General features: G+C 39.9%; 22 protein-coding genes. 11 read left to right on the plus strand and 11 right to left on the minus strand.

Annotated elements, in window-relative coordinates; translation table 11 throughout:
* The first annotated feature begins 14 nt into the window (after positions 1-14).
* The 7 genes from GR929_RS03380 to GR929_RS03410 all read left to right on the plus strand — a co-directional run bounded on the left by GR929_RS03380 (position 15) and on the right by GR929_RS03410 (position 8,014).
* Entirely contained in the window at positions 15-905 is an 891-nt protein-coding gene (locus tag GR929_RS03380; protein WP_159517527.1) for an ATP-binding protein, read from the plus strand.
* Between the two features lie 209 nt (positions 906-1,114).
* The gene (gene hcp, locus GR929_RS03385) at positions 1,115-2,773 is read left to right on the plus strand and encodes a hydroxylamine reductase (protein ID WP_159517528.1); all 1,659 of its coding nucleotides are present in this window, start codon (positions 1,115-1,117) and stop codon (positions 2,771-2,773) included.
* A 281-nt stretch (positions 2,774-3,054) separates the two neighbouring features.
* Positions 3,055-4,581 carry a sensor histidine kinase gene (locus GR929_RS03390; protein WP_159517529.1) on the plus strand — a complete coding sequence of 509 codons (1,527 nt, stop codon included), beginning with the start codon at positions 3,055-3,057 and terminating at the stop codon, positions 4,579-4,581.
* 4 nt (positions 4,582-4,585) lie between these two features.
* Entirely contained in the window at positions 4,586-5,266 is a 681-nt protein-coding gene (locus GR929_RS03395; protein ID WP_159517530.1) for a response regulator transcription factor, read from the plus strand.
* 243 nt (positions 5,267-5,509) lie between these two features.
* A complete protein-coding gene (locus tag GR929_RS03400; protein WP_159517531.1) occupies positions 5,510-5,887 on the plus strand; it encodes a hypothetical protein in 378 nt (125 codons plus the stop codon).
* A gap of 67 nt (positions 5,888-5,954) precedes the next feature.
* The gene (locus GR929_RS03405; RefSeq protein ID WP_159517532.1) at positions 5,955-7,019 is read left to right on the plus strand and encodes a glycosyl hydrolase 2 galactose-binding domain-containing protein; all 1,065 of its coding nucleotides are present in this window, start codon (positions 5,955-5,957) and stop codon (positions 7,017-7,019) included.
* Positions 7,020-7,021: 2 nt separating this feature from the next.
* Entirely contained in the window at positions 7,022-8,014 is a 993-nt protein-coding gene (locus tag GR929_RS03410; protein ID WP_159517533.1) for a beta galactosidase jelly roll domain-containing protein, read from the plus strand.
* Between the two features lie 110 nt (positions 8,015-8,124).
* Here the strand turns inward: GR929_RS03410 and GR929_RS03415 are convergent, their stop codons facing one another.
* Positions 8,125-8,865: an NUDIX hydrolase gene (locus GR929_RS03415; protein ID WP_159517534.1), complete on the minus strand. Its 741-nt coding sequence runs from the start codon at positions 8,863-8,865 to the stop codon at positions 8,125-8,127.
* Positions 8,866-9,446: 581 nt separating this feature from the next.
* Between GR929_RS03415 and GR929_RS03420 the strand changes: the two genes are divergently transcribed.
* The 3 genes from GR929_RS03420 (at position 9,447) to GR929_RS03430 (ending at position 13,601) form a co-directional block, all read left to right on the plus strand.
* Entirely contained in the window at positions 9,447-10,733 is a 1,287-nt protein-coding gene (locus tag GR929_RS03420) for a cytochrome b N-terminal domain-containing protein (protein WP_159517535.1), read from the plus strand.
* 10 nt (positions 10,734-10,743) lie between these two features.
* Positions 10,744-11,205 carry a QcrA and Rieske domain-containing protein gene (locus tag GR929_RS03425; protein ID WP_159517536.1) on the plus strand — a complete coding sequence of 154 codons (462 nt, stop codon included), beginning with the start codon at positions 10,744-10,746 and terminating at the stop codon, positions 11,203-11,205.
* A 98-nt stretch (positions 11,206-11,303) separates the two neighbouring features.
* Positions 11,304-13,601, plus strand: coding sequence for a multiheme c-type cytochrome (locus GR929_RS03430; RefSeq protein WP_159517537.1), 2,298 nt, complete (start codon positions 11,304-11,306; stop codon positions 13,599-13,601).
* 110 nt (positions 13,602-13,711) lie between these two features.
* Here GR929_RS03430 and GR929_RS03435 read toward each other — a convergent pair whose 3' ends face one another.
* The 6 genes from GR929_RS03435 to upp form a co-directional block, all read right to left on the minus strand.
* On the minus strand, positions 13,712-14,167 hold the full coding sequence (locus GR929_RS03435) for an acyl-CoA thioesterase (protein ID WP_159517538.1): 456 nt from the start codon (positions 14,165-14,167) through the stop codon (positions 13,712-13,714).
* A 160-nt stretch (positions 14,168-14,327) separates the two neighbouring features.
* Positions 14,328-14,822: a DUF4625 domain-containing protein gene (locus GR929_RS03440; protein ID WP_159517539.1), complete on the minus strand. Its 495-nt coding sequence runs from the start codon at positions 14,820-14,822 to the stop codon at positions 14,328-14,330.
* 368 nt (positions 14,823-15,190) lie between these two features.
* Positions 15,191-17,575, minus strand: coding sequence for a TonB-dependent receptor (locus tag GR929_RS03445; protein WP_159517540.1), 2,385 nt, complete (start codon positions 17,573-17,575; stop codon positions 15,191-15,193).
* A gap of 115 nt (positions 17,576-17,690) precedes the next feature.
* A complete protein-coding gene (locus GR929_RS03450) occupies positions 17,691-18,113 on the minus strand; it encodes a hypothetical protein (RefSeq protein ID WP_159517541.1) in 423 nt (140 codons plus the stop codon).
* Positions 18,114-18,152: 39 nt separating this feature from the next.
* Positions 18,153-18,845, minus strand: coding sequence for a Crp/Fnr family transcriptional regulator (locus tag GR929_RS03455; protein ID WP_159517542.1), 693 nt, complete (start codon positions 18,843-18,845; stop codon positions 18,153-18,155).
* A gap of 559 nt (positions 18,846-19,404) precedes the next feature.
* Positions 19,405-20,067 (minus strand): uracil phosphoribosyltransferase, encoded by a 663-nt coding sequence (gene upp / locus GR929_RS03460; RefSeq protein ID WP_159517543.1) that lies wholly within the window; start codon positions 20,065-20,067, stop codon positions 19,405-19,407.
* A 361-nt stretch (positions 20,068-20,428) separates the two neighbouring features.
* Here upp and GR929_RS03465 point away from each other — a divergent pair, with 361 nt between their 5' ends.
* Positions 20,429-20,995, plus strand: a complete 567-nt coding sequence (locus GR929_RS03465) for a class I SAM-dependent methyltransferase (protein WP_159517544.1) — start codon at positions 20,429-20,431, stop codon at positions 20,993-20,995.
* 64 nt (positions 20,996-21,059) lie between these two features.
* Here the strand turns inward: GR929_RS03465 and GR929_RS03470 are convergent, their stop codons facing one another.
* Genes GR929_RS03470 through radC form a run of 4 tightly spaced genes read right to left on the minus strand, consistent with a single transcriptional unit; the run spans position 21,060 to position 24,914 of the window.
* A complete protein-coding gene (locus GR929_RS03470) occupies positions 21,060-21,998 on the minus strand; it encodes a polysaccharide deacetylase family protein (RefSeq protein ID WP_159517545.1) in 939 nt (312 codons plus the stop codon).
* Positions 21,999-22,000: 2 nt separating this feature from the next.
* Complete coding sequence (locus GR929_RS03475) at positions 22,001-22,906, minus strand: hypothetical protein (protein ID WP_159517546.1); 906 nt, start codon at positions 22,904-22,906, stop codon at positions 22,001-22,003.
* Positions 22,887-24,215: a polysaccharide deacetylase family protein gene (locus GR929_RS03480; RefSeq protein ID WP_159517547.1), complete on the minus strand. Its 1,329-nt coding sequence runs from the start codon at positions 24,213-24,215 to the stop codon at positions 22,887-22,889. The genes GR929_RS03475 and GR929_RS03480 overlap by 20 nt, the downstream gene beginning before the upstream one ends.
* A 9-nt stretch (positions 24,216-24,224) precedes the next feature.
* Positions 24,225-24,914 (minus strand): RadC family protein, encoded by a 690-nt coding sequence (radC, locus tag GR929_RS03485; protein ID WP_159517548.1) that lies wholly within the window; start codon positions 24,912-24,914, stop codon positions 24,225-24,227.
* Positions 24,915-24,929 lie beyond the last annotated feature (15 nt).

Here is a 24,929-nt window from a genome sequence, read left to right on the forward strand (position 1 = left end):
TTAAAACGAAAACAATGATACGCGAAATAGTTAAAATAGACGAAGAATTATGTGACGGATGTGGAGAATGCATCCCAAACTGTCACGAGGGAGCATTGCAAGTGATTGATGGAAAGGCAAGGTTGATAAGTGAATTGATGTGTGACGGATTGGGAGCCTGCCTTGGCCATTGCCCTCAGGGAGCTATTGAAATTGAAAAACGCGAAGCCGAAGAATATGACGAGGTGACCGTAATTAAGCAAATGATCCCAAAAGGAGAAAACTTGTTGATCGCCCACTTGAAGCATTTAAAAGATCATGGCGAAACCGGATTCTTGCAGGACGCCGTTCGTTACCTGAAAGCCAACGAAGAGGACTTGGACGTAAATGTGTCAGCGATTATCAGCGAGGTGCATAACAGCAAGCCTGAGGGCCAAGAGCAAAGTGGTGGATGTGGAGGCGGATGCCCCGGATCGGCTCCGGTAAGCTTCGAAAAACCGGCTTTCATGATGGCCCCTGAAGCTACGGCTACCCATTCGGGCGAATCTGAACTACAGCAATGGCCGGTACAGATGCATCTGATCAATCCGGCTGCCGGCTATTTTCAGGGAGCTGACCTGTTGGTTGCCGCCGATTGCGCCGCCTTTGCGCACGGTAGTTTTCACCAAACATTTATTAAAGGAAAAAAACTAGTTATAGCATGCCCCAAATTGGATGAAGGAAAATCGATTTACCTGGAAAAATTGATACGATTGATTGATGAGTCGAAAGTGAACACCGTGACGGTAGTTATCATGGAAGTTCCATGCTGCGGAGGATTATCGCAGTTGGTAAAGATGGCTACTGAACGTGCGAGTAGAAAAGTTCCGGTAAAAGAAATTGTTGTTGGAATACGAGGGGATGTATTGGCTGAAGAGTGGGTTTAATGAAGAGTGATAGCCGGGGACAAACCTTGTCCCCGGTTCCTTTTACCACCCCAAAAATCAAAAAACACAAGAACCTGTTTTAGGATCTGCCAGAAAGAAGGATAGACTTGGATGGCAAAAAATTCCGAATTTATTTCGGAATGACCTAGTCATGGGTTTTGAGCAATAACGCAAAAAAAAGTAATTCAAAAATATAATAGAATTTAGTTATGGAAAATATGTTTTGTTTTCAGTGCCAGGAGGCAGCAAAAGGAGTTGGATGTACAATTAAAGGAGTTTGTGGAAAACCAAGTGATGTAGCAAACCTACAAGACACACTTCTTTTTGTGTTGAAGGGAATCTCCATTTTAAATACGGATTTAAAAGCCGTTGGTAAAGCTGATAAAAAAGCAAACAAAGTCGTGTTTGACGGATTATTCAGCACCATTACCAATGCCAACTTCGATCATACGGCATTCGTTATCCGTATTAAAAAGTCATTGAAATTCCGCGACGAACTGAAAGCCAGGGTTGCTGATGCCGGCTTAACGATCAGCGATCATGAATCAGTTCACTGGACTGCAAAAACCGGAGAAGAATTTGAAGCCAAAGCCAGCGAAGTTGGTATTTTAAGCGAGCAGAATGAAGATGTTCGTTCGTTGAAAGAGCTAATCATTTACGGCCTGAAAGGTTTGGCCGCTTATGCAGAACATGCATACAATCTGGCTCATGAAAAACAAGAGATTTTCGACTTCATGATGGAAGCACTGGCCAAAACAACGAAAGACTTGTCGGTTGACGAACTCGTTGGGTTGACTTTGGAAACCGGTAAATTTGGGGTTGATGTCATGGCTCTGTTGGATGCCGCCAACACCAGCACTTATGGGAACCCTGAGGTGACAAAAGTAAACATTGGCGTGCGTAATAATCCGGCTATTCTGATTTCGGGACACGACATGCGCGACATGGAAGACCTGCTGAAACAAACCGAAGGTACGGGAGTAGATGTTTACACCCACAGCGAAATGCTGCCAGCCAACTATTACCCTGAATTCAAAAAATACAAACAACTGGCCGGAAACTACGGAAATGCCTGGTGGAAACAAAAAGAGGAGTTTGAGTCGTTCAACGGACCAATCCTGTTTACCACCAACTGTATTGTGCCACCATTGGAAAAAGCAACTTATAAAGATCGCATCTACACAACCGGCGCTAGTGGATTGACTGGATCTATCCATATTCCGGATCGCAAAGAAGGCGAAATGAAAGATTTCTCAGCGATCATTGAGCATGCCAAAAAATGTGCTGCTCCTACCGAAATTGAAACCGGAGAGATTGTTGGAGGATTCGCTCACAACCAGGTATTCGAACTGGCCGAGCCAATTGTTGAAGCCGTAAAAACCGGTGCTATCCGTAAATTCTTTGTCATGGCTGGTTGTGACGGACGTATGATGAGCCGCGACTACTACGAAGAGTTTGCTGCCAAATTGCCGAACGACACCGTGATCCTGACAGCAGGATGTGCCAAATACCGTTACAATAAATTGCCATTGGGCGACATCAACGGTATACCACGTGTAATTGATGCCGGACAGTGTAACGACTCGTACTCATTGGCTGTAGTTGCCTTGAAACTGAAAGAAATTTTTGAACTGGAAGATGTGAACGAGCTACCAATTGCTTACAACATTGCCTGGTACGAACAAAAAGCGGTAATTGTTTTATTGGCGCTACTTTCTCTGGGAGTAAAAAATATTCATCTCGGACCAACATTGCCGGCATTCCTGTCGCCAAACGTCGTGAACGTATTGGTAGAGAACTTTGGTATTGCCGGAATTACAACTGCTGATGAAGATATCAAACTGTTTTTAGAAGATGCTGTTGCATAATTAAAAATGCATGCAGAGAGAACTGCTTGATTTGGGAAGAATAAAAGGGCATCCGTTTGGGTGCCCTTTTGCTGTTTTATGGGAAAAATTACTCTGACAATATAAAGAATTTGCCAATTGGAATCGAAGACCATTGACAGGAGAACGTTCAAACGTGTGAGGAAAGATCGGGAATAAAGGAGACAAAACTTTTTTTAGAGTCTATATTTAATGTTACATTTTGACAGATCGGAAATTTGAACTTGATTTAATACCTTTACCTGGATTCAAAAATGGAACCAATGGTTCGAACACTCGCGAAAATAAGTCTCATATTGCTGATTATTGTTGCTTTGCCCATTGGGTTTTTCTTTGTTCGGGAGCTTTCGGCACTGAGCAAAAATGAACAAATGGTTGAGCGGGTTTTCAGCACTCAGCTCGAGTCAATTCTATATTCCATCAATCAGTATTCTGAAAATGTGGTGCAACATTGGAAGCAGAGTTTGGATCAGCCGATTGAGTCTGAAAGTGAAATCATGAAAGGGCTGGTTGAAAACCTGTTTCAAAATAATCAAGCGATTCTTGCCGTTCGTTTCTCCGACACAGCTACGTCAGATGAACAAGCACAATATTTTAATGATTCAATTTTTGTAATCGCTACACAAATACCGAGAAAGAAAATAGAGGTGTTACAAGGTTTTCTGGAGGAAAACTACCAACGGGTTGAGATAAATCCTTCGGGAGAATATCTTATTTTTTACTTCTTACCAAAAAGTAAAAATGGCGAACAGATTTGTCAGTTGGTAGTCGATCCGGATTTATTTATTCAGCAAAACCTGAGACCAACAATCCAAAAAGTTGCTCAGGATTTATTCTACATCAGTATTTCCGATTCCATTTCAGGAGAAATGTTATTCGAAACTGATCGGGAGAATGAGTTGTCGCATTCAGTTGAAAAAGCCACAATGTGGTATTTGCCGACTTACAAACTGGGCATTCAGTTAAAAACAAAAACAATTGAACAGCTGGCCTCGGAGCGCACACAGCGTGACAATTATATGCTATTGGGAATGGGCCTTTTTGTTGCTCTGGGTTTTATTTTCGTGCTGGCTAACATTCGGAAGGAGATGAAGTTGGCGGAATTGAAATCTGAATTTGTGGCAAATGTGTCTCATGAAATTCGAACACCATTGGCACTCATTAGCATGTATGCTGAAACCTTATTGCTAAAGCGAATTAAAACCGAGGAAAGAAAAGAAGAATACCTGAAAACCATTCAGCAGGAAAGTGTCAGATTAACAGATATTGTCAATCGTATTTTGAATTTCTCAAGGATTGAAAAAAACCGGGTCAAGTACCATTTTGAGAATATTGATCTAAAGCAGGCCATTCCTGAGATTGTGCACTCTTTTGATTCGCATTTTGAAACCGCGAACATTTATTGTTTCCTGGAATCTTTCAACGGTCCCGCATGGGTGCAGGCCGATTGGGAATCGTTAAAAACACTGGTTGGTAATTTGTTGGACAATGCGATTAAATACAGTGATGCTGAGAATAGAACTGTGCGTGTACGAATCCAAAAAAAGGCAAAGCAGATTTGGCTTGAGGTTGAGGATAATGGAATTGGTATCTCAGCCAAAGATCAGAAACACATATTCGAGCAGTTTTATCGGGTTACTGAAGGCGATTTAGCACATAAAGCGAAAGGTTCTGGTTTGGGTTTGAATCTTGTAAAACGGATTATGAAAGCTCATGGAGGAGGTGTGGCTGTGCGCAGTAAACCGGGTGAGGGAAGTACATTCATTTTAAAATTTCCAGAAAAAAAGTAGTACCATGTCAAAAATATTAATTGTTGAAGATGAACAGGCTATGATGATTGGCCTACGCGATAATCTGGAGTTTGAAGGTTACGAGGTCCATACCGCTGATCGGGGAGACGATGGCCTGAAAAAAATCTTATCAGGAAATTATAATCTGGTTCTGTTGGATGTGATGCTTCCCGGAATGTCAGGATTTGACGTGTGTAAAAAGACCCGGGCCGCCGATATTGAAACGCCAATTATTTTATTAACTGCACGCGGTGAAGAGCTTGATAAAGTGCTTGGGTTGGAACTCGGTGCAGATGATTATGTCACCAAACCATTCAGTTTGCGGGAACTACTAGCCCGGATAAAAGTAATTTTACGTCGCGCCGGAGGTAGCGTACAGAAAGATGCTGATTTGATTACAATTGGCAATATTCGTGTTTCTTTTGAGTCATACGAAGCTTTTAATGCCAGCGACGAGCCGGTGAAAATGTCACACAAAGAGTTTGAAATTCTCCACTATCTCTGCAGTCACCACGGAAAAATTGTTACTCGCGATGATATTTTAGACCAGGTTTGGGGAATGGATTATCAACCTACGTCTCGTACTGTCGATAATTTCATTGTTCGTCTTCGCAATAAAATTGATACTCCGGAAAACCAGCATATCATCACTGTACACGGGGTTGGCTATAAACTGGTGCTTTAACTCGGTAGTCTGAGTTTAAAATTCCAAGTTAATATTTGATTTTGAATGGCTATTTAAAGTGAACTTGATGAGAACGTTGATTGGTGCGATCCTGTTTCTTCTCTCTTTCAATTTTTTGCTCGATGACAATTCTGTGACATCTTGTGGCAACATATGATATTGGTTTGACATCGGGGTTACATCTGTGCTTTTACTTTGTATCTGCAAACAATAGAAAACAGAAACATTTAAAAGCTCAAAACAATGAAAACAAGAAAGACAACACTGACAATGGTTATCGCATTTGTAATGATGACCGGACTGACATTTGCAGGGGAGACTACAACAAACATGGCAAAAAAAGAACTAGTTCATGAAATTACCAGAAGCTTGAATGATGGAATTAAAGATTGGAACAATTATTTCTATCAAAACGACATTAATAAAGTCGACGAAAAAGTTAGAGTGTATATCGTCGTTAACAAGGATCAATCGTTGAAATTGATTCGTGTTGTATGCGAAAATCCTGATGCTACCGGATATGTGAAGCATATTTTCGGGAGTGAAAAGATGAAAGCTGATAAAGCTCTTGTGGGGAAGGCTTATCGCTTTAATTTAAGCTTGCGGTATATTGCCCAGTAATTTGAAAGCAGCGTTTTCGGATTGATTTTGTTTATTAACTTTAAAGTACTAAAAAGCTCACTCGGTCATGTCCAGTAAGGTAATAATAGCAAGTATATTTTTTCTGACATTCATTCATTCTATCGAACTAAAAGCTTCAGATTGGGAATCGTTGGTTGGTTTGAGGGGACGGTGGTCTTTTACCGTGGGTGATGATCCTGAATGGGCTAAGCCCGGAGCCGACGTTAGTGATTGGGATGCGATTGATGCTCCTCGCGAATGGGAGCACTATTATGAAGGCTACAATGGATATGCCTGGTACCGTAAAAACTTCAGCATATCCAACTTGCCCGAAGCTGAATTTATCGATCTGTTCCTGGGGTTTATCGATGATGTGGATGAAGTCTTTGTCAATGGACATAAAGTAGGGCAAAGCGGAGATTTCCCTCCGAACTACAAAACTGCTTATAACCAGGAACGACACTATCTGGTTCCAACAAAAATATTAAATAATAGTAAGAATTTGATTGCAGTTCGGGTGTACGATGAAGGGCTTGAGGGAGGCTTGGTAAGAGCCGATAAGTTTGGCTTTTACGATGATCGTGATCAGGCTCGAATGGCCATTAATTTGAGAGGTACATGGAAGTTTACGACTGAGAACTTCGGAGATATGCATAATCCACGAAGTAGTGAGGAGCGCTGGCATGATATATACGTGCCCATGACCTGGGAAAGTCAGGGTTATGAGGGGTACGATGGACGGGCTTGGTATCGAAAACGTTTCTCAGTGCCCGAAAGCCTTAAAGGACAAGATCTCTATTTAGTGCTTGGAAAGATTGACGATTTTGACGAAGTATATTTAAATGGAGAACTGATTGGCGAAGTTCAGGATTTAAATAGTTATTCCCGATTTCAACGTGATCAGGCTTGGCAACTCTATCGGATTTATGAAATACCATATAATTTACTGAGAAGTAAAAATATGATTTCAGTAGAAGTGCTGGATAGTCACGGAGAGGGTGGAATCTATGAGGGTCCCATCGGAATGATGAAAGAGAAAGATGTTGAGTCTTTTCAAGAAAAAATAAGATGGCAGAATCAGGATAGTGGTTGGAATTCATTTTTTAAGGAGTTGATCCGTCTATTAGATTAATTATGAGGAGTTGTGATGCTATAAAGGGAGTAGGAAGCATTTTATTGGTGCTATTAATAGCAACGGTAAGTTTTGCTTTTAACGCGGACGAAAAGGACTTGAGGGGTCAGTGGAAGTTCCGGATTGGAGACCGCTACGAATGGGCGACTACCGGATATGATGATTCGGATTGGGATGACATTCGGGTGCCTGCACGATGGGAAGATGAAGGTTTTCGTGGGTATGATGGTTATGCGTGGTATCGAGCCAACGTGAGGATCGGCGATGAACTGAAAGATAAAGTGGTGGTGCTTGAACTTGGCTATATCGATGATGTCGATGAGGTGTTTGTCAATGGAGTGAAAGTTGGACAAACAGGATCATTCCCTCCTAATTTCTCAACAGCCTACAATGCCTTGAGAAAATACCAAATACCTTCAGATATGCTTCATTTTGGAGAAGAAAACCTCATAGCTGTTCGAGTTTACGATAGTCATTTGGAAGGCGGCATTGTTTCAGGGAATGTTCGTCTTTTCTCAGCAGGAGTGGTACCTCCTTTTCAAATAAATCTGACCGGTTCGTGGTTGTTCAACAAAGGGAAAAAATTCGATCCGGCTGATCATAGAAAAATTCAAGTTCCGGGGATCTGGGAAAACCAAGGATACAAGAGTTTAGATGGTCATGCTGTTTACGCAAAGAAAATAAAGGTTGCCGACGATCTGGTGTCACAACGATTGGTTTTGTTAGCCGGTAAAATTGACGATGCTGATATGTTGTTTATAAATGGCGAGTTAGTAGCCAAAACGGGTGATTTTTCTGGTTGGCGTCGTGGAGAATTTTATAATGAATTTAGAAATTACTTTGTTGCCCCTGGAACCTTCAAAGCAGGGATCGAAAATCTCATCGAAATCAGGGTTTTTGATAACGGAAACGATGGTGGGATTTATGAAGGTCCAATAGGAATTATGACGCAGGATGATTTCAGAAAGTACTGGAAATCAAAACGACGAAATTAGTTTTTTGCAAATAGTTTTTTTTGAGATTCGATTTAATGTTTACAATGAATAGCAGGCTGAGATCAGTCTGCTATTTTTTTTGCGTGTGATATTGGTTTTATTATCAGGCATTACCAGCCTCCGTATAGACCATTTTGAAGCGCTTTCTGATAATTTTCCAGATTAAACTCGTACAGGTATGGAGCTTTATGAGCACCTCCCGTTTTTCTTTCGTCTAACTTGTTTAATATTTTATACGAAAGAATTTTACGCTGAAAGTTTCGGCGATCCAGCGTTTTTCCCAGTAGGGTTTCGTAAAGCTTCTGAAGCTGGGGCATCGTGAATTTTGGAGGCAGCAAATTATATCCGATAGGTTGGTAGTTTAGCTGAAGACGAAGGGTTTCAAGTGCTTTGTTTATAATCTGGTTGTGGTCGATAATGAGTCGATCAATTTCGTCAATACTCTGCCATTCACAACGATCTGAGAAAAAATCGGGAGTGGGTTCGACTTGCGAAAAATTGACCAGCGCATAATAGCCGACAGAGATAAACCGATTTGAAAACCACGCAAAGCTGGAATTGCTTCCCGGATCTGATAATTCTTTTGCTGCGGGGTTTTTGCGTGACCGATTTGGGTCGCTAAATACGCTAAACTGTTTCAAGAAAATATCGTTGAGCCCAGTCCTTTCTTTCAAAACACGACTAGCAGCCTTTTCCAGCGTTTCTTGCTTTTTAACAAAGCCTCCGGGCAAAGCCCACTCATTGGTCTTTTTCATTCTTAATAGCAATACCTTGAGTTGGTTTTCATGAAACCCAAAGACTACGCTATCAATAGAGATGTGCTTTAAAAATTCTTTTGTTTCAAAATACATGATGCCAATTCCCTTCTGATAAAATTTGCTAATACAAATAAAATAATTTCTGCTCGTTGTTTGATTTTATTCAGGAGAATTCCTCGAAACTTGTCTAAGATCGTATAGAGGAAAGCATGAAAACCTCTCGATTCTTATGATGCCTTGAAGAAGCGGATTTTCGTTTGTATGGATGACCATATTTACAAAAGGTGCAATAAAAACGCTGATGCTCTATCATTTTGTTTTTTTGTTAAGATGCAGGCGAAAGTGATAGATGGAAGACTCTCAACTGATTTTCCAACATTTCAACAGGACATAAGCAGCAACAATAATTGGAATGATCTAATCTTAAGCGTAGCCAGTTAGGGGGCAGATTACAGTTTTCTTCCCAGCTCTGCATTTTAATACATGCAATTTAATTCAAGCAATAGATTATCTTTTCTTGGCGATAGGAATAATTCTTTAAAAATCCTTTTCTTTGTATGATTTGGTTTGACACTTAGGCAAAATTATTCGCTTGATGGAATAAAATATTCCTCAGTAATATTTAAAATCTCAAGTTGTTTTGGTACTTGTCATTTTTTCTTGAACAGTTTATAATGAACACAAAACATCCAGCTAAACGAAACTATTCTTCACTGGAGAAATTTGCGTTGCATTTACATCCAAAAACGATCGATGAACGGGCGGTTGTATTTAACCGGACTTTTGGTTTGGGAGGTATATGCGCACTGTTATTTATTATCTTGGCGATAACCGGGATGATCCTGCGTTTTTCATACATCCCAACGGTTGAGCAAGCCTACGATTCTATTGTGAATTTAAACACCCATACGATCTTCGGAGGGTTTTTACGCAGCCTGCATCATTTGTCTGCAAATTTATTGGTGATTGCTTCATTTCTGCACTTGTTACGCGTGTATTATTCTCAGGCGATATTCAAAAAGAGAGCTGAAAACTGGATTTATGGACTTGTTTTGATGTTTCTGGTTCTGGCATCAAGTTTTACCGGTTATCTATTACCATGGGATCAACTTGCTTATTGGGCGATAACTATCTTCACCCAGATTTTTGAATACATCCCGCTTTTTGGACATTCTTTAGCAAATTTCATTCGTAGTGGCGAAACCTTGAATTCGAATACCTTACTTAATTTTTACAATTTGCACACCGGTGTTCTGCCCCTGTTATTCGTGTTTTTTGTGGGTATGCACTTTTGGTTGGTCCGTAAAGCAGGAGGGGTGGCATTACCCGAGGTGGAAGAAACACAGAAGGTTCCGGTAATCCCAAACCTGCTGGTAAAAGAGGTCACCGTTGCGTTGTTGCTTCTTGCGGGTTTATTTTTAGCTGTCGTTTTTTATTCGGCACCACTTTTAGATCAGGCTAATCCGAACCTGAGTCCAAACCCGAGTAAAGCGCCTTGGTATTTTTTAGGAGCCCAAGAGCTATTGCTCCATGTACATCCGGCTTTTAGTGCGGTTATCATTCCGGGTTACCTGCTTTTGTTTTTTATTGCGGTTCCTTATTTGAACTATAAAAATCTAAACATTGGAGTTTGGTTCAATTCACCGGAAGGAAAAAAACTCGTGATCCATTCCGCAATATTTTCATTTTTCTTCACCTTCGGATTGATCTATTTGCTTGATCATTTTTTGCATTTTGATGTATGGTTGAGCTCTTCTCCTTCATGGATCAGTATTGGCATAGTTCCTTTTTTATTGTATGCAATCCCAGTTGGAGCATTCCTTTTTTACGGATTTAAAAAATACAAAGTGCACAATACAGAAATGATCATGGCCTCAACAACGGTAATCATGGTATCGTACCTGACGATGTTGCTGATCTCGCTCTTACTAAGAGGCGAAGGGATGTTGTTAATTTTTTAATGCTGCGGATATGAAATTTGACAGAAGACGGTTTATAAAACGATTACTTGTGGCAATTGCATCGGTTGAAGCACTATTCTTAATCAAAGGCGGCATTACCAATAAAGCCAGGCTATCTGAAGATAAAAAGTTGATACGGGTTGGGAAATCCGATTCGTATGAAAAGAATCAGGTATACCCTTTTTTGAGTCATCATTTTTATTTGAAACGGTTTGAAGATGGCGGGTTTATGGCACTATCCATAAAATGTACGCATTTGGGATGTGTGATCAATCACAATACGAAGACAGGTGGCTTTAATTGTCCTTGCCATGCATCACAATTTAGCCCTAAGGGCGAGGTCATCTCTTCACCCGCCACCCGTCCCCTGGATTACTACCCAATGACCATTAAAAACGGAGAGCTGTATGTTGATACCAGTGTTGTTAAAAGACGAAAATCATTTTTGAAGTCGCAACTGACCTACGTTTGATTAGTGCGGATAGAATAATAAATACGATACATAAAAACGACAAAGTATATTCGAGTTTTTAACACTTAACACATGCATTCAAATACAATTTAGCAGACATGAAAAATCGTAGAATATTTGAAAGAATAAGTCTTATCGCCATTGTTGTTTTGGTGGCGTCTATGCCATTGTATTTGTTTGTGAATGTACTTTTGAGAGGAGATCAGAGCGGGCCTGTCGAGCCGCAGTTTGTTGGACGCGAAACCTGTATTGAATGCCATCTGAACGAGTATAATGATTGGGTGGGATCGGATCATGATAAAGCCATGGACCATGCCAATGACTCAACAGTTTTGGGTGATTTTAACAACCAAAGCATTGAGTATAACGGCATGACTCATAAAATGTATAAACGGGATGGGCGTTTTTATGTGTTAACCGATGGTGAAAGCGGCAGCTTGGAAGAGTTTGAAATTAAGTATGTATTTGGTTATGACCCTTTACAGCAATACCTGATTGAGTTCGACAAAGGCCGGTTACAGACCTTGCCAATCACGTGGGATTCGGAGCACAACGAATGGTATCACATGGCAGAAGCTGTTTATACAGATGAGATTATTGATCACGGAAACTGGTTGCATTGGACTAATCAGGCTCAAAACTGGAACTCCATGTGTGCGGACTGTCATTCGACCAACCTGGTCAAAGGGTACGATGTTGAAACTGACAGCTATCATACCACCTGGAGTGAGATTGATGTTAGCTGCGAAGCTTGTCATGGCCCGGCCTCAGAGCATGTGGACTGGGCCGCGAAGGCAGAATATGCCAGGGATACAGATACCAATTACGGCTTGGTGGTTCAAACGAGTAATATTGACAACAAGGCCTATGTCGACTTATGTGTCAGGTGTCATTCCCGCAGATCAGCGCTGGAAGATTTTAACCACAGTGGCGATATCTATAACCATAGCATTCCAAATTTACCTACCGGTGAGTCTTATCATATTGACGGGCAGATCCTGGATGAAGACTACGTCTATGGATCATTCACTCAAAGTAAGATGTACATGCGCGACGTTAAGTGCAACGATTGTCATAATGTCCACAGTACAAAACTTCTGTTCGACGATAACAGATTGTGCACGCAATGTCACCGTGCTGACGATTATGACACGTACAGCCATCACTTTCATAAATATGAGGGAGAAGAAGGGGAGGCTGTTGTTGCCGATGACGGGGTGAAGTTTGAAGTTGGAGAAGGTACCAGTTGTGTCAATTGTCATATGCCGGCTCAATTTTATATGAGTGTTGATTATCGTAGCGACCACAGCATTCGTATCCCGCGTCCGGATTTGACCAAAGAGCTGGGGACCCCAAATGCTTGCAATCAATGCCATGATGAGGAGTCGGTTGATTGGGCCATTGAACATGTGAATAAATGGCACGGCATTGGCCGGCCATACCAGTATGGAATTGCTTTTAAGGAAGCATTAACCGGGAGTGACGAAGGGTATGATGCCCTGGTGAATATCTACAGGGACAACGTTTATCCTGAAATAATCAGAGCAGCGGCATTGGAATATTTGGGCTTATATTATCCTGTACGGGGGAAAGAGCTATTAATCGAAGCCTTAGGAAATGCCAATAACCATATCAGATATCAGGCGTTGCATAATTTATCCATTACCGATGAGAGAACGTTGAGTGTGGCTTTAAATTTATTAAATGACCAAACAAAAGCAATTCGTATCGAAAGTGCGATATTGCTCAGTACCCTTGATCAGGGACAAATTCCGGAAAAATACAAGCCAGCCTATAACAAGGCCAAAGCGGAGCACTTATCGTATTTAGAGTACAATTCTGACTTCCCGACAGGCAAATTTAACCTGGCAAACTTCTACTATAACAATAACGAGATCAACAAAGCAGAAGAGTTTTTTACAAGAGCTTTAGAACAAGATAGTTTGCTGCATCCGGTAAAAGTTAACCTGGCCATGTTGTACTATACCAAAAAGGAGTATGCAAAGGCCGAAGATTTATTTCGAGACTACTTAAACCACTATCCGGAAGATGGAAATACCTTATTTACCTATGCTTTATTTCTATCGGAACAACAACGATATGATGAGTCGTTGGACTATCTGGTGAGAGCAGCTGAATACTCTCCAAATAATGCCAGAGTCATGTATAATACGGCAATGATGTTTGATTTTAAAGAAGACTATTCCCGTGCTGAAGGCTATTTAAATAGAGCAATTGATATTAGTCCGATGGATTCAAATTACTACATGGCTCTGCTTAATCTGCACGTCAAGTATCAGCAGACCAAAAAGGCGAAGGATGTCGCCGGAACGATATTGGATCAATTCCCCGATATTCAGAACAAAGAGCAAATCGAAGCGATCATTCAAAGGTAGATAACGGAAATTCAGACGATAAGTATTTTTGCTGGCTTAGTTTCCCTTTCCAATAAGTTGCCCCACTGTTACCCCTCTCGGATTGCTCGACAAAAATACCGGTTGAAACTTCAGCTCTGTGCTTGTTCGTGGAAATACGATTCAGGTTTTTTATTGATAGCATTAATAACAATTGCCGGAACTCTCATTGGCTTTCGGCTCATGCTGTTTACAAATGCTGTTTCGGAAGTTGCGGTGCAAACCAATTCGTTCTTTTCGTTTATAATTTCAAATCGAAAGGAAAAGCGAGTGCAAGGTTCTTCTTCGATGTATGTTTTTACCATGATTAAGTCATCGTACCGAACTGGCTTTAAATAACGAAGATTCATGCTGATGACCGGGAGCATGATGTTTTGTTCTTCAAGAACCTTATCATTGATACCTATTTCCCGAAGTAACTCAGTTCGGGCTTGATGACAGTAGCTCACATAGTTGGCATGATAAACATAGCCCATCTGGTCAACCTCCCCATAACGTGGACGCAGCTTTATGTAAGCCGATATTTTTCTTTTCTCTAAGTTCATCATGATTCAAAATTTACGCAAATATATAAAACATATGTTCTTTAATTGTCCAAATTTTTCCTTAATGTTGACTGATTGGAGTGAAAAAAAGCTGAGACTATTGCCAGTCACAGCTTTACGGGTTTAATGAGAATAAGATTGAGGTGAGTAATTCAACTCATTTCTAATCTTCTTCGTGTGGGTCTTCACCATTTACTAAAATAACATCGATAAACTGATGCGATTCGTTTCCAGCAATGTCGGTACAATAGATTCCGAAATGATAATTTCCCTGAGCGGTTCGAACGCCACCAATTGTTTCAGGAATCACAATCTCATGATGATGGATATGAGTGTTCTTCAATCCCTCGTCAAACGACCACGAATTTTGATAACTGAAGGCAACGGAGTCTTCTTCAATACTGATTGACTTGACGTGAGAATGCTCATCAAAATCATTGTGTATTTCAATTTTATAGGAAGACAATTCAGTATCATCAGAGAAATCGCACTCAAAATGAGCATCACTGCCAATATAAAGTGTATCGTTTTCCATGGGTTCATCAATGGTAATTATTGGCTGGGTATTGTCAACCTCATCTTTGTTGCATGACGATAAAATAGCAATAGTAAATATGCTGATTATTAGCGTTGTATGTGTGTTGTGATATGTTTTCATGCTGTATTGTTTTTACAAGTTATTATATGATTTCTATTTGATATTATAGCATATAAACAGAGGTGGACCACGTTGGGTATAGCCAAGTTCAAGTTCCACTTCCGGATCCTTTTTCTCTTTTAAAAGGTATAAAAAGCCAATAAAGGTGATAATGAGTTTTAAGTGTTTGACCTCAAAAGGGCTGAGATTGATTATTGGAGAATGGCGATATGGACAGTTAATGTTTGAAGTTCCAGTCTTTAAAAATGGCGTGTTTGATGATTCTTCTGTTTTATGTTGGTGAAAAAACAGAAAGTGAAGATTTCGCGAAATTCCATTGAATAAGAAAACTAAGCAAATAAACAGGGCGGTATGTTGAATTAACTTTCTCAGAACGTTAGAGGGACTTTAATTAAAAGTTGAGTGTTTCGACCCGGCTCGGGAATCTCCAGTTTGCGGTAAAAACTAAGGTGGTTAAAGTACTTTGCATTGAAAATATTGTTGGACTGAAAAACCAGTTCAATCGGCGTTTCACCCCATTTTATCATTGTGTTTAGTCCTACTCCAACGACCTGGTAACCTGACGTACTTAGTTCGTTTTGAGCAACTCGATTTTGGTCGAGAGCTGATTTGTGGTTGATAAAAACGCTGGTGTTCTGAAATCTTTTGTTTTTTGAATTAAGCTGGTATTGAAGTTCGATAAAAACATTTGTCGGAGGCGTGAATGGTAACGGATAACGCTGTTTTGTATTTTCCGACCGCTGTTCGTTTCTGATGTATTCACTATTGAACTGAATGTTCCATCGCTGCCAAAAGCTTTTTATAAGTCGAATCTCAATTCCTGATAAAACTGCCTTTGTTTGGGAGTAGCGGTAGATCTGTCCGGCATGTGGTAGCTTTGACCATTCTCCCGTAGGGTTTAAGTATAGGTAGTTCGAAAAGTAGTAAATATATGGATTAACTTCCAGCTGAAAACTCTCGGTTTTCCATTCTATGCCAGCATCGGCATAATATCCTCTTTCTGCTGATAGTTGATAGTTGCCTTGCTCATGTCTGAACGATCCATGATGGATTCCGTTAGCCGATAGTTCAATCGGGGAGGGGGTTCGAAATGCTTTCCCCAGGTTCAGTCGTGTCGAAATCATTTTGGACGGTTTCAGCACAATGCCAACTAGCCAACTGAAGTTTTGAAATTGTTTGCTTATTTTAGTACTTCTTGTAGCATATTGGTGTGCCTCTTCTTCTTCGGAACCAGAACTGATGAGGTAATCTTCTAGAAACCGATCATAGAATTCTTCAGTTCTAACATGACTCAAATCGTAACGTAACCCTAAATGAATGTTCAGTTTCGGATTTACTTGATATTCATCCTTTATGAAAAGACCGGATGAGTGGCTTTTGTATTCAGGTAAGAAAAAGTTATAACCATCAATGGTATTTAATTTCCACTGATTTTGTATTCCTGCCGAGAGAGAATTTCCATTTAAATTGTAAATGTTCATTTTAAAGTTAGCCTGATAGGTTTTAAGTCTGAAATTTAGTTCCAGATCCGGATTCACGGTTGGAGCAGTTTGTCCGGAATAATGAGTGTGGAACTGACTCCATTCGCTTCGGTTGTTATCCTGAAAGGCCAAGTCTGCCTGAAGTGAAAAATGCATGAAGTGAAGATTGGTATTGCTAATCACTTTGTAATGGGTGGTTTTCTGAAACGGGAAGTCGATGTTTCTCTTGTTATGGTCGTCTTGTACTCTCGCTAAATTGGGGATTCCATGCGAACCGGGGAAAAATCCGGTTTTTTGGAAAACCCGGCTAAATGCGATTGAGCTTTTAACTTGGTTTGTGATGATTCCCAGCTGTCCGGAAACGTCATATTCTTTACCAGCCGTATTTTTTAGGTATTGATTGAAAATCGGAATTTTCCGCGATAAATAAATAACTGTATCTGTTGGTACGTGATAGTCAGAAAAGTCTAACGCAGTACCTCGCGCTTTGAGGTAAATATGGTTGCTTCGAGTCTCAATATTGGCGGATAAGCCTATGAGCTTATTTACTGATTTCGCCAGTAAATTAATTTCTCCTGATGTTTGATCTGGAGCAGGAGTGAGGTTGTTATTAATATTGATATAGCCACCAATGGCATCGCTACCATATTCAATGGATGATGGACCTTTTACAACTTCGGCAGTCTCAACGGCAAATGGATCAATCTCAAGACCATGATCAGCTCCCCATTGTTGTCCTTCTTGTTTGATGCCATTTTCACTTACCACCACTCGGTTTAAGCTCAATCCACGAATAACAGGTTTCGAAATATTGGAGCCGATATCCATTGAGTTAACTCCTGGTAGTTGATTTAACGACCCAATAAAAGAGCCTGATTGTGTTTTGGTCAGGAACTGTTTGCTCAAAGTTTCTTGTTTTAAAGCTCCGGCTTTTGTTACTCCTTTCCCCTGTATTAAAATTTGCTGAATAAGCTTATTCTCGGGTTTCAGCTGAATAACAATATTAGTAGGCGAAGGAAGCTTAATAATTGTATCAAGCTGATTATAACCGATAAACGAAACCTGCAGCTCGACTTCTTTATCAACAATATGTTTCAACGAGAAACTACCATGATTGTCGGTGGTTGTAAAACGATTTTGATAATGGATATGACATCCTGGTAAAGCCAGTTGATTTTCATCAATCACCCGGCCTTTCAGGTTATATTCTTGCGAAAATACAAGAACAGGCATGCTTAAAATAAGCACAGCCATCGCAATAGATTTTCTCATGCAATGAAAAAAGTTGAATTAAGGATAGCAAAATAGGGTGTGCCTATAATTGTCACACCTCCACTAACCAAAATTTAATGAGTTGTATAATTATTGATAAAAGGAGTCTGCCTATTTACGACGTAGCCGGAGGTGCCCGAAGAGAGACTCCCTTGGATATAGCAATTTCGGGTTGGAGAATAGCTGGTGTATTGATTAATCCAAAATGGAGTGGTCGGGTAAAATTGAAGTGATCTATTTTAGCTGGGCTAAAGGTTGTGAACACATAGTGGCAAATTAAACACCTCTCCGCCGACGAATCGAATGTTGCATGATCATTTTCGTTGTGGGATTCTTCTGAATGCAGGCAGATGTGATCTTCTTCTGCTTCTCGCGCATGATGAAGCACGATATGAACTGATTGCATTAAAATTGGGAATGCAAAAACCAGGGCAAGTATACCCGCAATATGTTTACGCAAAAAGATCATCGCTGCAAAGCTATCAGATAAAACAGGAATATTTAACCGGTTTATTTTATTGTAGATGAATATAAACATCGTTTTAAAAAAGATGTTTACACAATTTGGGTATTTTCTTTATCCTTTTCTTTTGATTTCTTCCAACTTGGCCGCGTCAATAATTTCGATGCTGTTTTTGCTGGTTTTTATTATTCCACTATCCTGAAATTCTTTCATGGCTCGAGTTGCACTCTCACGGGTTGTTCCAATCAACGAAGCGAACTCTGTCATGGTTAGGTTTAACGAAAATGGATTTTGGTTATACACTTTCTGTCGAAAATACAATAACGCATTGGCCAATCTTCCGGGTAGTTGCTGCTGCACATTGTGGATTAGACGTTCAAAGTAATTCATTTCATCATCGAAAATATAGGAGATTATCTCAGTTGCAAACATCCCATTATTCTCGAGTAATTTTTTAAACGGCTTGATTTCAATAAAGCAGACCTCGGATTGAGTTATGGCATAGGCTGAAAAATAATTTGAGTTATATGAAAGATTGAGATTGTGTAAACCGACATAAGCTCCTTTTTTGTAGACTCCTAAAATGTATTCTTTGTTCCCCGCTCCCTTTTTACTCAGTTTTACAAATCCATCTCTAATGTACGTGATGTACTTGGCAGGGCCATTTTCCTTAAATAGAAGTTCCCCCTTCGAAAAGCTAACTTGCAAGCATCCTTTCTCCAGTAAGTCTAGTTCATGCTGATCAAGCAATGAGACTGAGGTTGATTTTATTCGGCAATTCCGGCACTTTATATTTAATGATTCCATTTTCTGATTGTTGACTACAGGCACAAAGATATCACACCTGAATGAGACTTATATCACACTTAAATAGAACAAAAGTTTAAATTAAGATTTTATTTTTGAGAAAAAAAGGTTATGATTAAAAAAGCTGCGGTCTTAAGTTGTTTTTATTTGGGGATTTGGGGTTTTGTCGGTTTTATCATCACCCTATTATTGGGTTTTTTCTCTTGCTGCTTAGATTTGGCTCCCATTGTTTTTTATGGAGCATTAATTCTATACGCTATAGGTGCAATTGCATTCACGCTGTATCTGGTATGGCCTACAAAGAACCGACTCTTTGATTGTTAGGAGATATGAATGCAAATCGCAATCCGTTAAGTGCTAAAATATGCTTGCGTGGTCTTGCGTGAAGCTTTTATCGAAGACTAAATAGTTTAGCTATCGCTCCACAAAATTTAAGATTTGTTGCCGAATAAGACAGGACATTTAGGGTTGGAGCAGTTGTTTAAATCTATCGGGAAAACAACGTTTTGCAACACCGTGGTGATATTGTTTATTGGTGTGCAACCTAAAAGAACTTGTTTTAGTGCGAATCTACCTTGGGCCCAAACGCCAGATCTCCGGCATCACCTAATCCCGGAACGATGTATGATTTTACGGTCATTTCATCATCAATGGCTCCCACCCAAAGTGTAACATTATCTGCCTGTATACTTTTCTGAACGTATTCAACCCCTTTTTTACTGGCAATAATTGCTACCAAGTGCACGTGACTAGGTTCTCCTTTTTGAAGCAAAGCTTTATAACCAATTTCCATGGAAGAGCCGGAAGCCAGCATAGGATCAGATAAAATGGCAACTTTTTCATTCAGGTCAGGAGAGGCCAAATATTCAAATTCGATGTGAAACTCACCTTTGTCGTCGTATTTTCGATAGGCAGAAATAAAGGCATTCTCGGCTCTGTCAAAAATTTCAAGCAATCCCTGTTGTAATGGCAATCCGGCACGAAGAATGGTTGCCAATACCGGCTGTTGGTCTAGTTTTGGAACTTTAGCAACGCCTAGAGGGGTCTTCACCTCACACACTTTAAAATCCAATGTCTTGCTTATTTCATAAGCAAATAGTTCTCCAAAACGCTGTAGGTTTTTCCTAAATCGAAGTGGATCTTTTTGGATTTCGTGATCACGAATTTCTGCAAGATATTGATTAAAGATAGAATTAGATTCGCTAAGGTTGATAACTTCCATGGTGCATATTTTTGCCGAAAATAGTGATTTTTTTTATAAAAAAACCTACAACTGGATGGATGTAGTCACATATTGAAATTATAATGGACAAAGATTGTCGTTAGTGGACTTTTACTAACTTGCGTCCTTTCAGCAAAAGATTTTTTTCAGACAAACGATCACGAATATGATAAAGCAACTGTATAAGCAATTCGTTTCGGAAAGGACTAGAAATAATGTTAGAATTAGACTTCGGAAGGCTGTTAGTCCTTTTTATTCTGGAGACAAGTACTTTTGTAATTGCTGCGATCGATCATTTCGAAAATTTCTGTCCAAAGGAAATGTCAAGCGTTCGAATGCTCAATGTCCGAACTGTGGGTCGTTGGAACGAACGCGTATTTTGAATTTTTATCTCGAAAATGAAACGTCTCTTTTTAAAAATGATTTGAAGGTTCTTCATGTTGCTCCTGAAGATTGCCTTTTTAAGATTCTTAAAAAGCTCGATATAGAGTATGTGGATGGAGATATTAACGAGGCGAATGCTACCCACTTAATTGATCTTACTGAAATTCCTTATTCTGATAATTATTTTGATTTGATAATTTGCTCTCATGTGCTTGGCCATATTCCTGACGAGGCAAGGGCAATTCGCGAGATGAAACGGGTGTTAAAAGAAGATGGGACTGCACTCGTGATGACGTTAATCGATCTGAATTCAGAAATTACTTTCGAAGATAAATCGGTTAATTCTGATCAACAGCGACTACTGAAATACGGAGAGTCTGATCTTTGCAGATTGCATGGATTGGATTTTGACCAACGCTTGAAAAGCGAAGGATTCAAGGTAGAAAAAATTAATTATACAGAAAAGCTGCCAAAAGAGTATGCTGAAAGATATCAGCTTGGAGATGGGAGCCGAGAGTTGATATTTAGATGCACGAAGATATAAGTGAATGGAGTACAGGGTGTTATTCCTGTGTCGTTTTTGGCAATCTGGTTATATTCTCTTTTTATCAGTTTCTTTCAGTGTAATGTTTACCCAAGAGTTTTTTTATTTTAAAAGCAAGATATTCTTCTCTTAAAATATCTTTTGCGCTAAGCACGCCATTTCGTTCCATTGGTAATCGTTGAAAATGATTTGGTATTTTTTCACTTTTAATTCCTGCTGTGCCGAAAGTGATGTCGCATATTCTTTTTCGATGGATGGTATCGAAGACTGAATCAGAAACTCCAAAATCAGTAAAAGGAAAGGCGAATGCTTTTATTGTTGGGTTGAAATTAGCAACTAGCCATTCCATGCTATCACTTATTTCTTCGAGTTGATGATCGTCATCCAGGAGCCAAAATTCAGGATGATCCCAACTGTGAGCTCCAATTGTAAAGCCATCTTCAGCCATTTGTTTTAGTTGCTCCATGCTCATATAAGGCTTCTCTTCATCTAAATATTCTTCCCACTTAAGTCCGATATCTTCGGCCGTTTGATCCAGTGAAAGTAGATCCGCATAAGTTTTCTTAAGTTCAGTTTTAACTCCTTTCTTTGCAAAGAAGCGATTCAGAACGGCGGCTTTGTAGCGATGAAAAAGGTCATGATTGTCAACAAAAGCCGGATTGACAAAAAAAGTGGCTGGTATTCCCTTTTCTTTTAAGATTGGAGCAATTATTTCGTAGCATTCGCGTAATCCATCATCAAACGTTAAATGAAAAGTATTGCGGAGATTTAGTCCCGTGTGCAATTCTTCTAAAGAAATTGGGTCGAAATGATCCAGTAAAAAATCTAAATCTTGCCGAAATCGTTTTGTCGATGGAAAGTTATAGTTGTAATGAAATGGGTGATCTTTATCACTCACTAAATGGTAGTATGGCAAAAGAATAGGTACCTCTTCTCCTTGGCTCAACTGGTCGACAGAAAAAGAGGACGCTACAATATTTAGTATTTTAGATATAAATGTCATGATTATTTTTTCATGAGCCTAAGTGGCCATGGCAGCTTATTTTTATGAATGTGTTGATAAATTTCAATTTCGGATCCAAACCGTTTAAAAAAGTGAGCAATTCCTGGATTTTGAGACCCTTCAAAATCGAATAACAAATTTTGTTCGCAATTGTCTCGATAAAACTGATGTATGATTGCATACATAGCCCGATATTTTTTCCCAATTTCAGACGAAACAGAGTTCATGTAATATACTCTTTTTGTGTCAAACAGAAAAAAAGCGGCTCCGCACAATTCATTATTAGAAGTGTAAGCTCCATAAATCACCCCTTTATTGAGCCATAGTGCTTTCAAAATTATTTTGGTTAATATTGCCTGAGCGTTTTTATCTTCAACCCCTGGATAGCTTTTTTTTAGGTTCAAGAGTTCGGAAGCCGCAATTGGCTTTACGACAAAAATTGCCTGGCTTGCTTTTTTTACATTTCTGCGGGTTTCGGGATGATAACGGTTTTCGATTTCCTGTATCGGAGAATTTAAGGGGAGAATGAAATTTTTTCGTTCTTCAATGGCAAAGTCTGAAATATTGGTTGTGCTTTCAGGGCTTAGTGACAGGTGTACATACTTAAAATGGAGCGAAACCCATTTGTGCATTCCATTTATAATGTTCTGCGGCGGAGGCGGATATATGCTAATTTGCTGAGAATAAATAGGCTGGGATAAATAGGTAATGCCGAATTTTTGAAATACGGGTAAAGGCATAATATATTCATATTCGCCCCAAATGAGGGCGTACCAATTTGGGCAAACGATATCGAGAAACCAGCAACGCGCGTAAATGCTCGAATTGCTGGATTGCTCAACGCACATTTCCCATTTTTTTCGGTTGATATTTTTATTGTTGAGATAGCTAACTTTTAACTTGTTCATCCTTGTATTTAAATGCCTGTTCGGTCATCCTCTCAAATACGGTGCGCCAGCCCGCCCATTCTCCTTGATCACTCAGACTTTCATTATGCCATAAACTTATAAAAGTTCCGCCATAATTTCGAATTTCGCCCATTAATTTCTCAATTATCGTCAGGGCTTCATCCGGGGTAAGCTTCAGGTAGTTTTTTAAGGTAACATCCATCAATTGGAACGGATGAATTCGCAATTGAGTTGGCACGTCTTTTTTTAAGTCGTAAAACCAAAATGAGTTTGAGGTTCCCGCCCGGAAACCCACTTGGTCCGCATATCCCATGGTGTAGTCGTTGGTTATTCCGGCACTGATTAAACGGCGATATGTTTTAGGGAGTTCGAGTCGAAGAAAATGTTGGCGTGATGATTTAACATCGTTGTGTGTGATTTGCTCCAGAGTTTGAATTTCTTTGGTGAGTTCTCTTCGGTTTCTGGTTGAACGGTAGGAGGGGTGAATGGATACCCTGCAGAATGAATTTAAATCGCGCACCAACTGTCTTAATTGTTCATTTTTGGGAGATATATTCCGGTCATATTTGCCGGGCTTACCAAGTAATACAAAAAAATGCAACAGGTCTTTATGTTCTTTGTATTGATTGCAAACATAGTTGTAGGTGTCGTACGGATCTTCTTTTTCGCCCCGGATAACTTTTAGCCGTTCCTGGATTTGCTGCCGATCGCCTTTTATAACTCCCTTGGCAAGTGCTCCAAGTGTGCGCTTCCAGCTTTTGTTTTTATATGCCCATGCATTGTCAATATCAATGGTTGAAAGAAAATCAAACCGGGGAGGGCGGTAGTCAAATTCGGGATAATGCAACTTAATTTTTTGTGCGATTAGCTGTGCCCATTGATTAACAATTGGTTTATCTAGCAGATGATTGCGATATAAGATGCTGTGATGAGACGGATATCTGCGATGTTTATCGAGTTGGCGCATCAGGTATTCCTCGTATCTGCTGATGATGAAAAAGCTGGCTGCGAAAGGATCGAAAGGTAAAAATGAACTGGCTGAGGATTCAAAAAAATACACTTCATTGTTAAACGAAATGGGGGCAAGGGTTTGATAGCATATTTTACGTTGAAATAAGATCGGGTGAGGATGGATTTTTAATGGGCAGTCCAGCTTGAGACCGGAGTAGTTTAGTTTAGGCTGATCACTTTCGTCAAATTCCTGCAAATCAGTTGTCAATTTCAATTCAATGTCCAGAATTTCTTCGAAAATAAATTCGAAAGTATATTCTAGCCGATTGGTTATTTCCTGAGTATAAACTAAAAGCATCTTTTTTGATTAAAGTAAACCTTCATCCGTGAAGCTAAGATACTGATCGTGCGCAATAATTACATGGTCGAGTACCGTAATTTCCATTATTTCGGCTGCTGATTTTATTTTCTGAGTCACTTTTTTGTCGGCATCACTGGCCATGATGTTGCCCGAAGGGTGGTTGTGGCATAAAATCATGGAGCACGCTAATTTTTCAAGCGCTGTTTTTAAGATTAGTTTGACATCGATCACCGTTCCGGTAATGCCACCTTGGCTCACCATGAATTTATCGATCACCGTATTGGATCGGTTGAGCAGCAAGATCCAAAATTCTTCGTGAGGAAGATCTTCAAGCAGTGGGCGAAAATAACTGGCCGCATCGCTGCTGTTTGTGATGATTGTTTTTGCTGATGCACCATTTTCCTTTCTTCGTCGGCCGAGCTCCAGCGCAGCCATAATATTTACGGCTTTGGCTTCACCTATTCCGTTAAACTTCAGTAAATAGGAAGCATCCTTTTTACTGAGTAAAGAAAGATCGTTGTTAACCGTTAAAAGAATGCGGCGGGAGAGTTCAACAGCCGATTCCTTCGAGTTTCCTGATCCGATTAAAATGGCGATTAGTTCAGCCTCGGAGAGTGAGCGTGTGCCATTGGTTAGTAGTTTCTCACGAGGACGGTCTTCCACAGCCCACTCTTTAATGCTCGGTTTCTTATACATTGTTGCTCTTCTGTT

It is taken from the genome of Sunxiuqinia indica (genome assembly GCF_009847015.1).
Lineage (GTDB): Bacteria > Bacteroidota > Bacteroidia > Bacteroidales > Prolixibacteraceae > Sunxiuqinia > Sunxiuqinia indica.